The organism is Roseivirga thermotolerans (assembly GCF_014653175.1).
GTDB lineage: Bacteria > Bacteroidota > Bacteroidia > Cytophagales > Cyclobacteriaceae > Roseivirga > Roseivirga thermotolerans.
Genome location: NZ_BNAG01000002.1, coordinates 748,104 through 764,139 on the forward strand (window position 1 = coordinate 748,104; position 16,036 = coordinate 764,139).

The following is a 16,036-nucleotide window of genomic DNA, read 5'->3' on the forward strand; positions in this document are numbered from 1 at the left end:
ATTGTTATCAAAGCCCTTTAGATACAATCAGTATTAACTTCCATAATCTTTAGCTAAACCAATCGATATTCTTTTCCGGGGAGCGGTTTTACAAGGCCTTCGAATTCCAATTGCAACAGAATGGAAGCCAACTGATTTAGTTGAGTTTCACTTTGCCAGCTAAGTTCATCAATGTGCATTTGCTGGCCATTTCTCATAAGAATATCCAGCACCTTTTTTTGAGGCGGAGGCAAATGGTCAAAGCTTCTGGCCTTAGGCTTGGAGTCTGTAGCCGATTCAAGGTCCCAGTTTAGACTCTCTTCTATGTCTTTAAAACTCGTATAAATGCAGGCTTTGAAGTTTCGGATCAGCAGGTTGCAACCCTCCGAATAGCTTTTGCCTAGTTCGCCAGGTACGGCAAATACCGGTTTGTCATAGCTATAGGCGATATTGGCCGAAATGAGAGCGCCTCCTTTGGCAGCAGCCTCAACCACTATAAGTGCATCGGAAAGGCCTGCAATAATACGGTTTCGGGCAGGGAACAACCGGGCATCGGCTTTAGTGCCAACCGGATACTCACTAATGAGGCCTCCTCGGTCCAGCATTTTTTCGGCAATGTGGCGATGGGCGGTAGGGTATATGGTATCGAGACCGCAAGCTAACACGCCAAAGGTAGCCAGGTTGTACTTCAGTGATGCTTCATGGCTTTTTACATCGATTCCATAGGCCAACCCGGAAATTATTACAGATTCAGAGCTCTTCGCATTTTCGACAATTCGCTCGGTTTGAGCCAGTCCGTATTTGGTGGCTTTGCGAGTACCAACAATGCCGAGAATACGCGCAGTGTTGAGTTTAGGGTTTCCCTTGGTATAAAGCACTATTGGGGCATCGAGAATAGACTTTAACCGGCTCGGGTAAGAGTCTTCTTTGTAATAGTGGGTGTTAATGTTAAGCTTTTCCGAATGCTCTAAAATGCGGTCTGCTTTCTTTAGCCATTGCTCTTCACCGCTGATAAGGTCGGCAAGTTTTTGGCCCAGGCCGTTTACCTTGGTTAGGCGGCCTTTGGTAGCTTTAAAAATGTTTTGAGGGGTCTCAAAGTGGTTAATCAATTGCCGGGCCAGCACGGGGCCAATTCCTGGAATAAGAGAAAGCGCCACCTGATAGCGCTTGTCGTCACTCATGGAAGGTTGTTCTTCATTTCCATTAAAAACTCCCGAATACGTTTTAGTGAGGCAACCATCTCTGCTTTGTCGTCTATACTGTCTTTGCTGGCCTTTATGTGTTCATAGGCACCTTGAAGAGTATACCCTTTTTCCTTAACCAGATGGTAAACGAGCTTCAGCTTTTTGAGATCGTCTTGTGTGTATTTACGGTTTCCTTTGGCGTTTTTTTTGGGGCGGATAAAATCAAACTGTGTTTCCCAAAAACGAATTAAAGAGGTAGCCACCCCCAACTCTTTGGCCACTTCACCAATGGTGAAATACTTCTTCTCTATAGGCTTCTCTTTGTACGGCATATCAACTAGTTACGAAAATAACCAAAACAATTACTTTAAGAATAAGTCTGTCAAAGAATCTCTAAAAAAGCTTATTGGTTGGCATAAGAACCCAGCGATTGGTTTTCGATAGAAGCAAGTCTGAGAATCTCTTCGTATTGATTAGAATCCAGATCCATGTAAAAGTAGTTTACGGGGTTTACGGCTCTGCCGTTAATGTGTACTTCGTAGTGTACGTGCGGGGCGGTAGACTTACCCGTGTTGCCCACATATCCAATGACCTGACCGCGTTTTACGGTTTCGCCATTGCGCACGTTGAACTTACTCATGTGTCCGTATACTGTTTCAAAACCAAAGCCATGATCTATTTTGATGTGCCAGCCCAATCCGCTAAAATCCCTTTTGGTCAATACCACTTTACCATCGGCTGTGGCGTAAATAGGGGTGCCCTGTTCGGCAGAAAAGTCTACTCCGTAGTGCATGCGTTTCACTTTCAGAACAGGGTCGGTACGCATACCAAAACCAGATGAAAATCTTCTCAGGTCATCGTTAGAAACCGGCTGAATAGCTGGCATGGCCGCATAATAAGCATCCTTATTTTTAGCCAGTTGCATTATTTCATCGTAAGATTTGGTTTGGATATACATTTTCTTCTTTACCCTATCCAACTTATCCAGTGTGCCAATCACCAGGTCTTTGTTCGATAAGTCACTTTCCAGTAAGTTTCTGTATTTTAAAACTCCACCCGAACCCGCTTCTCGCACGGTCTCAGGAATAGGTTCGGCCTCAAAAACCGTTCGGTATACCTGGTCATCTTTTTGTTGAAGCACCTTTAGCATTTGGTCCATACCTTCCAGTTGCTCTTGAGTAAACTCATAGTAGAGCTTCAGTTCTTCATTTTCTTTTTTCAGCGCCAGCTCCTTAGGAGAGTCGAAATATTTGGAGAGAACTACGATAATGCCAATGGCTAAAACAATGGAGAGGGAAATAAAGCCCAAGGCGTTGATCACTACATCTCGTTTTTTTACCTTGATCCGCTCGTATTTGCAGGTCTCGGTATCGTAGTAATATTTTATTTTTGACATTAAGAATCCTTTTTGAAAATCTCCTAATTTTGTGCCCTTGCGCAGCTTTTTAGGCTTCAACAAAAGTAACAATTTTATTCTAACACAAACCACCTAATCAACGGTTCTGCTATGCTAGCCAAAGAGATCAGATCTAAGTTTATTTCCTATTTCGAAGAAAGAGGCCACAAGTATGTACCCTCAGCTCCAATGGTTCTTAAAAATGACCCTACGCTGATGTTTACCAACGCGGGTATGAATCAATTCAAGGATCTTTTTCTGGGCAATGCAAAGGCCGATTATACCCGGGCGGTAAACAGCCAAAAATGCCTGCGTGTGTCAGGTAAGCACAATGATTTGGAAGAGGTAGGTATAGATACCTATCACCATACCATGTTTGAAATGCTGGGCAACTGGAGCTTTGGCGATTACTTTAAGAAAGAAGCCATTCAATGGGCCTGGGAGTTGCTTACAGATGTATATAAACTACCAAAAGATAGATTATATGTAACTGTATTTGAGGGAGATGAGTCAGAAGGTTTAAAGTTTGATCAGGAGGCCTTTGATTTCTGGAGAAGCTATGTCGATGAGTCGCGCATTTTGAACGGAAACAAGAAAGATAACTTTTGGGAAATGGGCGATACAGGCCCATGTGGTCCGTGCTCGGAAATTCACATAGACCTGAGAACAGAAGATGAAATTGCGCGGGTTCCCGGAAAAGAACTGGTGAATAACGACCACCCGCAAGTGGTGGAAATATGGAACCTGGTATTTATGCAATTCGACCGAAAGGCCGATGGTCGATTGGAATCTCTACCAGCCCAGCACATCGATACAGGAATGGGCTTTGAGCGTTTGGCTATGGCCTTGCAGGGTAAAAAGTCTAACTACGACACCGATGTGTTCACCCCGTTGATCGACAAAGTGGCCCAGTCGGCCGGAGTGAAGTATGGTGAAAAGAAAGAAACAGATATTGCCATTAGGGTAATAGTAGATCATATCAGAGCCATTTCATTCGCCATTGCCGATGGTCAGTTACCGTCTTACAATAAGGCAGGGTATGTGATCCGTAGAATTTTGAGAAGAGCCGTTCGCTACGGTTATACGTTCCTCAATTTCAACAGTCCGTTTCTATACCAACTCGTAGATGTGTTGGCCGATCAATACAAAGGTTTCTTCGATGAGCTGGATAGCCAGAGAGAGCTCATTGCCAAAGTGATTAAAGAAGAAGAAAACTCCTTTTTGCGCACTTTAGACAATGGTTTAAAGCGATTGGAGCAAATAAAGGAGAGACTTGTGTCTCAAAATGAAACAACTATAAATGGGCGTGAAGTATTCGAACTTTATGACACATACGGCTTTCCGGTAGACCTGACAGCTCTGATTGCACGGGAGAATGGTTTCCAGATCGATGAGCCTGGATTTCAGCAAGCCATGGCCGAGCAGAAGAACAGATCGAAAGCCGATGCGGCTTCTGAGAAGGGAGACTGGACTGAACTGTTGCCCGATGTAAAAGTGGAATTTGTAGGCTATGACCATGAGGAAGCGGAGTCGCGAATTATCAAGTACAGGGAGATAAAAGAAAAGAAGCGCACGGTGTTTCAGATTGTGCTCGATAAAACACCCTTCTATGGCGAGAGTGGCGGACAGGTAGGTGATACCGGAGTTATTAAAAGCCAAGAAGAAACCATTAAAATTCTCGATACGCAGAAAGAAAATGACCTGATAGTTCATTTTACCGATAAGTTGCCTGTTAATCCGGCTGCTGTGTTTCATGCCAGAATAGATAAGAAACGCAGAGCCTTGATTAAGTTTAACCATTCTGCCACCCACTTGCTTCATGCAGCTTTGCGAGAGGTGCTCGGCCACCACGTGCAACAGAAGGGCTCATTAGTAAGCGATAGCGTATTGCGCTTCGATTTTTCGCACTTCTCTAAAGTAGAGCCTGAGCAAATAGAGCAGATTGAGCAAATAGTGAATGAGAAGATCAGGGAAAATATTAGGCTCAACGAAAAAAGATCCGTGCCCATAGAAGAAGCAAAGTCTATGGGAGCGATGGCTCTTTTTGGAGAGAAGTATGGAGATTTTGTCCGTGTAATTACCTTCAATCCTGATTATTCGGTAGAGCTTTGCGGAGGTACCCATGTGGAAGCTACCGGGCAGATTGGACTTTTCAAAATAGTTTCGGAAAGTGCTGTTGCCGCAGGGGTAAGACGAATTGAAGCCTATACCGGCCCCAAGGCTTTTGAGTATGTCCAAGATCAGGAAAAGGAACTTAAGTTGGTTAAGGAGCTGCTTAAAAATCCGAAAGACCTGACCAAAGCCATTGCCTCGCTCTTAGACGAGCAGAAAAAACTAACCAAGGAGATTGAATCGCTACATGCACGGCAGGGGGCTGAGGTTAAAAGAAATCTATTGCAAAAAGTAGAGGCTAAAAAGGGCATCAATGTACTGATTGAGCAAATCGATATTCCTTCGGCCGATGCTTTAAAGAAACTCTCCTTTGAGCTTAAGAATGAGGTAGATAACCTTTTGGCAATACTAGCCGCCAATGTTTCCGGTAGCCCGCAGATTTCTGTTGTTATCAGCGAGAATTTGGTCAAAGAGAAAAGCCTGAATGCCGGACAACTGGTGCGCGAATTGGCCCGGGAAATTAAAGGTGGAGGCGGAGGTCAGCCGTTCTTTGCTACTGCCGGAGGAAAAGACATAACTGGTTTAGAACGTGTAGTCACTAGAGCTACAGAAATGTTGGAGAGTTTTGCTTGACGTACTTAAAAAACTGGAAGAGGAGGGCTATGAGGCCACTATTGGTTTAGAGGTGCACGTTCAGCTGAACACCGTTTCCAAGATTTTCTCGGCCGATGCCAACCACGAAACAGAAGAGGCAAATACCCATGTGAGCGTAATAAGTCTGGGACATCCGGGTACCTTACCGGTACTTAATGCCCAGGCTGTGGAAAAGGCTGTCTTAATGGGGCTTGCTTGTGGTTCTCAGATTAGTCGTTACAATACGTTCGACAGAAAAAGCTATTTCTACCCCGATCTGCCCAAGGGCTATCAAACCACGCAGGATAAAACGCCAATCTGCATAGGAGGAAAAATTCCGTTGTTTGGAACCAACCTCTTGCAAGAGCAAGTGGAACTGCATCATATCCACCTGGAAGAAGATGCAGGAAAATCTATTCATGATGAAGAAGCAGGTACACTCATTGACCTTAATCGTGCCGGAACTCCGCTCATTGAAATAGTGACCAACCCCTCGGTGGCCGGACCGGATGAGGCGGCTGCATGCCTTCAAGAAATTAGGCGCATGGTGCGCTATTTGGGTATTGGCAATGCGAATATGGAAAAAGGAGAGCTCCGGTGCGATGCCAACATTTCCATTAAAAAGAAGGGAGACTCACTGTTGGGCGAGAAGGTAGAAATAAAGAATATGAACTCCTTCAGCCATGTGAGAAAAGCCGCCATTTTCGAATTGGAACGCCAATTGGCTTTAAAACTGGCCGGAGAGCCCGTGGTGGTAGAAACCCGAACCTTCGATCCTGCCACAGGCCAGACCTATGGTATGCGTTTTAAAGAGACCATGAATGACTATCGCTACTTTCCCTGCCCCGATTTGCCTCCGGTGGTTCTAGATGATCAATACCTGGCTGGTTTGCAGCCCCGGGCCAATGAAAACCCCCGGGTTTATCGCCAGCGATTGACTCAGAAATATCAACTGTCTGACTATGACTTGGGTATTTTAACGGAAGAGAAAGAAACTGCTCAGTATTTCGAAGCATTATGCCAGCAGGGCGTGGAACCCAAATCGGCTGCCAACTGGATGAATGGCCCTTTGCGAAGCTTGCTTAATGAAGAGGGAAAAAACCTATCAGAGATAGCCATTGGTACTCAACAATTGGCAGAGCTCATAAAGCTTGTAGAAGAAGATAAGCTGGTCTATCAAACGGCTGTGCAGCAATTGTTACCTAAGTTACCAAAGGCCACAAAAAGTCCGCTTAAATTGGCTGAAGAACTGAATTTGCTGGTTTCTGAAGACAAAGCCGAACTAGAGGCCATAGTTCGTGAGGTATTGATATCTTTGCCCAAAGAGACTGAAGCATTCCGTAAGGGAAAGAAGAAACTATTGGGGCTGTTCATTGGCGAAGTAATGAAGAAAAGCAGAGGTAAGGCAAACCCAAAAGTGGTTCAGCAAGAACTTTTAAAAGCATTAAACTAAAGATGAAAAAATACATTGGTATATGGGCACTGGCTATTTTGAGTGCCTGCGGAAGTAATACACCGGGTAAAGTAACCATCTCCGGCACCATTGAGAATGCTATTCCTCAGGGAGAGGTTGTTTTAGAGCGATTCGAAATAGGTCAGGTTAGTCCTGTTAAAACAGTGTATTCAGATCATGAAGGCAACTTTTCAATGGATCTGGAACTTTCAGAGCCAGGCTTTTACCGACTGAATATCTACGGAGAACAATTCGAAACCCTGGTGTTGGATAATGAAAATATAAAGGTAAAGGCAGCCGGAAAGGCCGGAGAGTTTATTGAAGCTACCGGATCGGATGATATGGACAACCTGAAAGAGGTTTATGCCTATTTGGATACTTACCAGGCGAAAATGCAAGGTATCAATCAGCGATTTTTGACCGCTCAGAGCGAGGGCAATCAGGAACTGATGGAGGAGTTGAGAGCACAAGCCCTCGAACTTGAGACTGCTAAAGTAGACCGACTAAAGAAGATGGCCATGAGTTTCGAAAGTTCTCTGGTGAGCTTACTGATTACTGACTTTATTAGCAATAAGACTGATGAATTCGCATTTCTTGATTCGTTGGCTACCAAGCTTCAAAAAGAAATTCCTAATTCTTCAGACGTTCAATACTTCGCAGAAAATGTAGAGGCCTTTAGGCCGGCTGTGGCCATGGGAGAGGTGGCTCCTGACATTACCATGGAAACTCCCGATGGAGAAATGCTAAGCCTTTCCGATTTGCGTGGTAAATATGTGCTGCTCGATTTTTGGGCAGCCTGGTGCAAGCCTTGTCGTATGGAAAACCCGAATGTGGTGCGCATGTATGAGAAGTACAACGATGAAGGTTTCGAGGTGTTTAGCGTGAGCCTGGACCGTTCCAAGCAGCAATGGATAGATGCTATTGAAAAAGATGGCTTGGTGTGGCCTTACCATGTGTCCGATCTCAAGTATTTTCAGTCGGCAGCAGCCATAACCTATAAAATTAATGCCATTCCTTTTGCCCTACTGCTCGACCCGGAAGGCCGTGTAATTGGCAAGAACTTACGAGGCCGTGCCCTCGAAGCCAAGTTGGCGAGCATTTTTGGTGAATAACCATTTCTACAGAATTTTGAGAAACGGCCTCAAAAACTAAGCGTCATTCCCGACATCGATCGGGAATCCCTTTAAATTAAACAAGCATTCAAAGAGGTTCACGGTTGAGCTTGGCCAAGGATATCAAAAATAGTTGGCGTTTGAGATCGTTTCTTTTTCGCCCTAAATATTGCCGTCATAAACAGCCAAATGCAATTACGTAGCATTACGTATTCCCCGGTAGTGTCAATAAGCCTTATCTTAGCGATAACTACCGGGTAGACATGAACCACATTTCCATTGTATTGGCAGACGATCACCCTTTGCTACTTGAAGGGCTTGAGGCGAACCTTATATCAAAAGGTTACAACGTGCTGGCCACTGCAAAAGACGGAAAGTCAATTTTGAAGATTATTACTGAACGAGTCCCTTCAATTGCTATTTTAGATATAGAAATGCCTGAGATGGATGGACTTTCTGTAGCTAAGTATTGCATGGAACACGGTTACAACACCAAATTCATTATCCTTTCTTATCATAAGGAGACAGAGTTTATTGCCAGAGCCAAGAGCCTCAATGTTTCCGGGTATCTTTTAAAGGAAGATGCACTGGAAGAAATTGATAACTGTATTCAAGAGGTGGAAAAAGGGGGGCAGTATTTCAGCAAAGCGTTTCAACTAAAGGATGTGAAGAATGCGCAGTCTGCGCTGGAACGCGTAGAGTCGCTCACTCCGTCTGAACGCAAAATTCTCAAACTCATTTCCAAAAATCAATCGACCCGTGATATAGCCGAAAGCCTCTTTATTTCGGAGAGAACGGTAGAAAAGCACAGGAGCAATATTATTCAAAAACTGAATCTTGAAGGGAAGGCTAATGGTTTGATTGCCTGGGTTTTGCAGAATAAACATCTATTGAACTAGTGAATAGCCCTAAACACTATCTGAAACCCTTGTTTTGGCTGTGGCTGCTTTGGGGTACCTGCTCACTTTTGGCACAAACTGATAATGACAAAGGGGTTCTTTCACTGCAAACCTATGGTGTAAAAGACGGGCTGGAAGTTGGCGACATTCACTCGTTAGTCTATGACAATAATGGCTGGCTGTGGATTAGCGGTCTTGAGTCAGATTTAGGAGCCAGTACCTTTTTAAAGAACGTGCCCAAGCTGCAGTGGTTCGATGGATATAACTTTCACACCGTGCCGTTGCCGATTTCCGAAGAACTTTCGCCCATTAGCTTTTTGCTAAAAAAGCGAGCAGATGGGCTCTTCTATTTATGGTTTTCCTCCAACGGATTTGATGAGATTTATCTCTTCGACCCTTCCACTTTCAAAGTTCAGTCTGTACCTATTCCCACTTTGGATGGTCATGTAGATATTTCAAACATCTTTGTGCAAGATACATCCACTTTTATATCGCTGGATGCTTTTGGAAAGTCCAGCCTGTTTCGCCTAAATGACGATTTAAGCTTTGATAAGCTATTCGATTTAATGTCTGAGCGAGGTGAGTCTCACTTGCATCAGGTTATCCCTTTCAAAGATCATTTCCTTATTTCCGAAGCCCGCATGGGCATAACCGCTTATGGACTCAAAGGGCAAATTTTGAAGGAGTTTGACTATGAAGACTTCGGTCTTGAAAAAGTGGCTAACCCGGAAGTTCTGGCACTTGTTGGTTCGTTCTTGTTTGAAGGAAAGTATCAGTTTGTCCTAAAAAATGGCTACGGAACCTATCAATACAACGACCATGAAATGACATGGTCAGAGAGTAATTTCAAGCCGGCCCGCAGTGCAAAGAAAACACTCATAAATACCGGCCTATACCAGAAACTCTATGCCATCAACGACAACCATGGAAATATAGCATGGTTCAATGTGGCGGAAGGTCAACTCATAATTAAAAGAGCGTATGTAGATGAGGCGCATGACCAGCCCGATGTTCGGGTAAATAGGGCCAATGCGATCAATGCCGCAAGTCGTGATTTAAAGAAAGAATTGTTTTTGACCGAACCGGGAAGGCTGGCTCATGTTGTTTTTAAAAATTTTGGTGTAAGCACTTTTTTAGAAGACCACAGCCTAAGGTGCATAATACCTTATGGCCCCAATAGGTATTTGGTGGCTACAGAAGCCAGTGGTTTTTATTTGATAGATATTGCTGAAAATACGGAAGAACCCTTTCCGATCTTTCTCGATGGTCAGCCATTTTCAGCTTCGGAGATCCGAGGTGTTTTTATGGACCAACGCGGCATCTGGACCAACTACAACGAAGGTGTCTTATTCATAAACCCTGATACAAGGGAAGTTGAGAGATTCAGGCACTATCCTGTCTCTGCAATGGTAGATGATGGAAATAGAATAGTCTATGGAGCCGCAAACTTTCCGCTAATGGAATTCGATAAGTCCAGGAAGGTTAACAGACCCCTGACAAAAAACGATTCACTGAACGTGATGGATCTGACGAAATTTAATGACAGCTTTTATGCCACCACAACCAGCGGTCTGTTCAAATTTAAACAGGGGGAAGAGGTTTATGTAGATATTCCCATATCATCAGACAAGTTGATGATGCTGAGTGTGCTAAAGCGGCATGGGCTGTTATTTACAACTGTCGATGGCAGAGTGTATCAAATAAAAGAGGAAAACAGCCGGCCCGAATTGTTTTTTACCGATCCTGCCGGGAGCCCTATAGCATCGGTATTTGAAGATCAGGAAAAAAACCTGTGGTTTGCCACATTTTCAGGACTTGTAAAGTTTAACCCACAAACCGGAGAAACAGAAAGGTTTGTGGAAGACGATGGCCTGAGCAATAATGAATTTAACCGATTCAGTTTTCTTCAATTAGAAAATGGTGGAGTGTTTCTTGGTGCCATAAAAGGGCTTAACTATTTCTTTCCGCAAGACCTTGAAAAAGTGGAGAAAGGAGGTGAGGTGGTACTTACCGGCCTTACTTATTTCGATAGCAAGGTAAAGTCAAACACCACCATAATAGCTCCGGCAGAATTGACAGAGTTAGGCAGTGTGTCTCTACCCGCTGAAAACAAATTCTTGAGAATTCAGGTAGCCCCGGTAGGGCTCACTCAGCCCACAAAGGTGAACATGGAATTTAAGTTGAACAATGGTGAATGGCTACCCATAAAGCAGCCTGGCGAAATTCAGTTCAATAACCTCGAAGCCGGCCAGTACCTGCTAAAGGTTAGAATGGTGGACTCGGAAGGAGCCTCTTTTGGGAAGGAGTTGTCACTTCACATTCATGCCAGAGAGTTTTTCTATAAAACCTTATGGTTTGGATTCTTGTGTTTGCTGGTTGTTATTGTCGTGAGCTATTATTTTATAAGGCAAGCCAACAAAGCAAGAGCCTTAGGGCAACACTACTCACGAGCACTTCTGAGAGTTCAGGAAGAAGAGCGAATGAGAATATCCCGTGATTTGCACGATAGTGTAGGCCAACAGCTGATTTTACTAAAGAATCAGGCCAATGCCAGCCGCGATCCGCAGATGGTAAAGAACGTTAGTGCAACTTTGGAAGAGGTAAGGAGCATAACCAGAAACCTACACCCGGTAGTATTGAGTAGGTTAGGACTTACGGCCGCCCTGGAAGAGTTGATCCGTAAGCTCGATGAAAATACAGAAGTGTTCTTTGCTATTGAGCTGGAAAATATTGATGGTATTTTCGATGCAGAGGAAGAGCTCAATCTGTATCGCATTATTCAAGAAGCTCTAAATAATATTGTAAAGCACGCCAATGCCGTTTCGGCCAAGCTTACCATAGCACGAAAAAAGAACAAGGTGCTAATTAATATTCAAGATAATGGTAAAGGCTTTTCGGTAGAAAATGAACAACAGTCGGGAGGTTCATTAGGACTGAAAACACTGCACGAAAGAATAGCCATGCTCAAGGGCAAGATAAACATTGAGTCAGATGCCCATGGTACTCGCATTGAGTTAGAAATACCTTTACAATAGCTCAAATCCTAATTTTTGACCAATGTTCCACGCTTGGATTGTCTCACGCAAGGGTTAAAATACGTATCGCTACGTATTTTTTGGGTTACATCTCAGGTTTAGCTTTGTATTGCTTACCCATTATGAAAGTTAAATCAATCAAATCAATTTTCTATTGTAGAGCTGTTTCGAACTTCGAGCCTTTTTTAGAGAGGATGAGTATAAGAATATCACTCACCTTGGTATTTGTGGTTTTAACTATTGTTAATGGGAATGCACAAGAATGCGCTACTCTGTCAGATGAGTGGCTAAACCCAGCTCCATCAACAGTTGTTTATAACTACTTAACGGGCAGGCTTACAGGTATACCAGATCCGGCCAACTCAAATAATCCAACAGACTCAAAAACAATCTTTGAAGGGTTTACCAGTCCCACTCCGGGTACAACTCCAGTGGGTGCGGTTACATTGGGCTTAGGCTTTCTGTCTGATGCAAATAATAATGCCCGATTCGATGTAATGGTCTATAATGATAATTCTGGAAAGCCTGGGACTCAGGTTGGAGGAGTTACAGGCTTATCGCCTACGGCATTAGGGGTTCCGAGTAACTCTTTTAAAGAAATTTTTATCGAGTTGCCCTCTCTTCCTGTTCCCACTACCAGTAGGTTCTATGTGGGAGTAGTCATGCATCCCGGAGATGCGAATGATCAATTAATAGTTCAGTCTAATGCCCATGGACAAGGAAATGGAGATGGTTCAAATAGCATTACCACAACCAAGTTCGGAAATGAAAAGATATTAAGTGTATATAGTCGGGACGTGGACTTGAAGATACTTCCTAAGCTTGGGACAGTAGAAGATGCTTCTTTCAGTTACAGTAATAGTAGTTATTGCTATAACGGTACTGATCCTTCTGCTACAATTACAGGTGATGCAGGCGGTACCTTTACGAGTTCTCCTGGAGGGCTTGTTATGAATAGTTCTACTGGCAGGATAGATTTGTCAATCAGTACTCCCGGTACTTATATCGTAAGGTACACGACTAACGGTAGCTGTCCCGTTTCTGAAACAAGAACGGTGACAGTGGTAAACGATACTCCTGTTATTTCCTGCCCAACAAATAAAACGATTAATATAAATGCGGCTACAACAACCACGGTTCCCGACTATCGGGCTATGGCCGCGGTTACTGATAGTTGTGACCCAAGTCCGACTGTCACCCAAAGCCCAGCTCCAGGAACTGTTGTGGGCTTAGGTAACCATACAATTACATTAACCGCTACAGATGCAGCTTCCAATGTTGATAATTGTACTTTTAATCTTTTGGTAAGAGATGTTACGGCTCCCACGGTAATTATATCTAGTTCTGTTAGCGATCCAACTAATACTGCCTTTACCGCAACTTTCACATTCTCAGAAGATGTGACTGGCTTTACCATTGGCGATATCACCTTAAACAATGCGACAGCCTCTAATTTTACGGCTACCAGTGCCTCGGTTTACACGGCCGATATTACACCCACAGCTGACGGAACAGTAACCATTGATGTAGCGGCTAATGTAGCGCAGGATGCTGCAAGCAATGGAAACACGGCCGGTACACAGTTTAGTGTAGAAGCCGATATTACATCACCAACTGTGACTATTACCACCCCAGTGGGCGATCCTACTAACGAAATCTTCAGTGCAACATTCACATTCTCAGAAGATGTAACAGGTTTTGTGATAGGGGATATCACCCTAGGCAACGCCACTGCTTCGAACTTCTCACAAACCAGTGCCTCGGTCTATACGGCCGATATCACACCCACGACAGACGGAACAGTAATCATAGATGTAGCAGCCAATGTGGCTCAAGATGCGGCTACTAATGGAAACACTGCAGCCACTCAATTTAGTGTGGAAGCTGACTTAACGAATCCAGATATTACAATTACAAGTACTGTAGCTGACCCTACAAACGGAACTTTCACAGCAATATTCACTTTCAGTGAAGATGTAACAGATTTTACCATTGGCGATATCACCTTAAACAATGCGACAGCCTCTAATTTTACGGCTACCAGTGCCTCGGTTTATACGGCCGATATCGCGCCCACAACTGACGGAACAGTAACCATTGATATTGCGGCTAATGTAGCTCAAGATGCGGCTACTAATGGAAACACTGCAGCCACTCAATTTAGCGTAGAAGCCGATTTGACCAATCCGGGGGTCGTCATTTCAAGCACCGTACCAGACCCAACCAATAACACATTCACCGCAACATTCACTTTCAGTGAAGATGTAACAGATTTTACCATTGGCGATATCACCTTAAACAATGCGACAGCCTCTAATTTTACGGCTACCAGTGCCTCGGTTTATACGGCCGATATCGCGCCCACAACTGACGGAACAGTAACCATTGATATTGCGGCTAATGTAGCTCAAGATGCGGCTACTAATGGAAACACTGCAGCCACTCAATTTAGCGTAGAAGCCGATTTGACCAATCCGGGGGTCGTCATTTCAAGCACCGTACCAGACCCAACCAATAACACATTCACCGCAACATTCACTTTCAGTGAAGATGTAACCGGCTTTACCATTGGCGATATTACCTTAAACAATGCGACAGCCTCTAATTTTGCGGCTACCAGTGCCTCGGTTTATACGGCCGATATTACACCCACAGCTGACGGAACAGTAACCATTGATGTAGCGGCTAATGTAGCGCAGGATGCTGCAAGTAACGGCAATACTGCAGCTACTCAATTTAGCGTAGAAGCCGACTTGACCAATCCGGGTGTTACAATTACAAGTACTGTAGCTGACCCTACAAACGGAACCTTCACCGCAACTTTCACTTTCTCAGAAGATGTAACCGGCTTTACCATTGGCGATATTACCCTGGGCAACGCCACTGCATCGAACTTCTCTCAAACCAGTGCATCGGTTTATACGGCCGATATTACACCCACAACTGACGGAACGGTAACCATTGATGTAGCAGCCAATGTGGCTCAAGATGCGGCTACTAATGGAAACACTGCAGCCACTCAATTTAGTGTAGAAGCGGACTTGACCAATCCGGATGTTACAATTACAAGTACTGTTGCAGACCCAACAAATGGAACCTTCTCTGCCACCTTCACTTTTAGCGAAGATGTAACAGGTTTTGTGATAGGGGATATCTCCCTGGGCAACGCCACTGCTTCAAACTTCTCACAAACCAGCGCCTCGGTTTATACGGCCGATATCACGCCCACGACTGACGGAACAGTAACCATTGATGTAGCAGCCAATGTGGCTCAAGATGCGGCTACTAATGGAAACACTGCAGCCACTCAATTTAGCGTAGAAGCCGATTTGACCAATCCGGATATTACAATTACAAGTACTGTAGCTGACCCTACAAACGGAACCTTCTCCGCCACCTTCACTTTTAGCGAAGATGTAACCGGTTTTGTGGAAGCTGATATTACCCTGGGCAACGCCACTGCTTCAAACTTCTCACAAACCAGCGCCTCGGTTTATACGGCCGATATTACACCAACGACTGACGGAACGGTGACCATAGATGTAGCAGCCAATGTGGCGCAAGATGCTGCAAGTAACGGCAACACTGCAGCCACTCAATTTAGTGTGGAAGCCGATTTGACTAATCCGGGTGTTACAATTACAAGTACTGTAGCTGACCCTACAAACGGAACCTTCACCGCAACTTTCACTTTCTCAGAAGATGTAACCGGATTTACCATTGGCGATATCACCTTAAACAATGCGACAGCCTCTAATTTTACGGCTACCAGTGCATCGGTTTACACGGCCGATATCACACCCACGACTGACGGAACAGTAACCATTGATGTAGCGGCTAATGTGGCGCAAGACGCTGCAACTAATGGCAACACGGCCGCTACACAGTTTAGCGTAGAAGCCGACTTGACCAATCCGGGTGTCCTCATTTCAAGCACCGTACCAGATCCAACCAATAACACATTCACAGGAACATTCACTTTCTCAGAAGATGTAACCGGCTTTACCATTGGCGATATTACCTTAAACAATGCGACAGCCTCTAATTTTACGGCTACCAGTGCCTCGGTTTATACGGCCGATATTACACCCACGACTGACGGAACGGTAACCATTGATGTAGCGGCTAATGTGGCGCAAGACGCTGCAACTAATGGCAACACGGCCGCTACACAGTTTAGCGTAGAAGCCGACTTGACCAATCCGGGTGTCCTCATTTCAAGCACCGTACCAG

At 44.4% G+C, this 16,036-nt stretch carries 9 protein-coding genes; 6 read left to right on the forward strand and 3 right to left on the reverse strand.

The window, feature by feature from the left end; translation table 11 throughout:
• Positions 1-53 precede the first annotated feature (53 nt).
• The 3 genes from dprA to IE164_RS09255 form a co-directional block, all read right to left on the reverse strand.
• Complete coding sequence (gene dprA / locus IE164_RS09245) at positions 54-1,160, reverse strand: DNA-processing protein DprA (protein WP_189629928.1); 1,107 nt, start codon at positions 1,158-1,160, stop codon at positions 54-56.
• Positions 1,157-1,495, reverse strand: coding sequence for a MerR family transcriptional regulator (locus tag IE164_RS09250; RefSeq protein WP_189629929.1), 339 nt, complete (start codon positions 1,493-1,495; stop codon positions 1,157-1,159). The genes dprA and IE164_RS09250 overlap by 4 nt, the downstream gene beginning before the upstream one ends.
• 71 nt (positions 1,496-1,566) lie before the next feature.
• Complete coding sequence (locus IE164_RS09255; protein WP_189629930.1) at positions 1,567-2,559, reverse strand: M23 family metallopeptidase; 993 nt, start codon at positions 2,557-2,559, stop codon at positions 1,567-1,569.
• Positions 2,560-2,670: 111 nt separating this feature from the next.
• Here IE164_RS09255 and alaS point away from each other — a divergent pair, with 111 nt between their 5' ends.
• The 6 genes from alaS to IE164_RS09285 form a co-directional block, all read left to right on the forward strand.
• Complete coding sequence (gene alaS / locus IE164_RS09260; RefSeq protein ID WP_189629931.1) at positions 2,671-5,304, forward strand: alanine--tRNA ligase; 2,634 nt, start codon at positions 2,671-2,673, stop codon at positions 5,302-5,304.
• Positions 5,297-6,757, forward strand: a complete 1,461-nt coding sequence (gene gatB, locus IE164_RS09265) for an Asp-tRNA(Asn)/Glu-tRNA(Gln) amidotransferase subunit GatB (RefSeq protein WP_189629932.1) — start codon at positions 5,297-5,299, stop codon at positions 6,755-6,757. The genes alaS and gatB overlap by 8 nt, the downstream gene beginning before the upstream one ends.
• A 2-nt stretch (positions 6,758-6,759) precedes the next feature.
• Positions 6,760-7,869 (forward strand): TlpA disulfide reductase family protein, encoded by a 1,110-nt coding sequence (locus tag IE164_RS09270; RefSeq protein WP_189629933.1) that lies wholly within the window; start codon positions 6,760-6,762, stop codon positions 7,867-7,869.
• 263 nt (positions 7,870-8,132) lie between these two features.
• Positions 8,133-8,768, forward strand: a complete 636-nt coding sequence (locus IE164_RS09275) for a response regulator (protein WP_189629934.1) — start codon at positions 8,133-8,135, stop codon at positions 8,766-8,768.
• Positions 8,768-11,803: a sensor histidine kinase gene (locus tag IE164_RS09280; protein ID WP_189629935.1), complete on the forward strand. Its 3,036-nt coding sequence runs from the start codon at positions 8,768-8,770 to the stop codon at positions 11,801-11,803. Before IE164_RS09275 ends, IE164_RS09280 begins: the two co-directional genes overlap by 1 nt.
• A 194-nt stretch (positions 11,804-11,997) precedes the next feature.
• Positions 11,998-16,036, forward strand: a 4,039-nt coding sequence (locus IE164_RS09285) for a beta strand repeat-containing protein (protein WP_189629936.1), incomplete at its 3' end; no start/stop codon positions are given.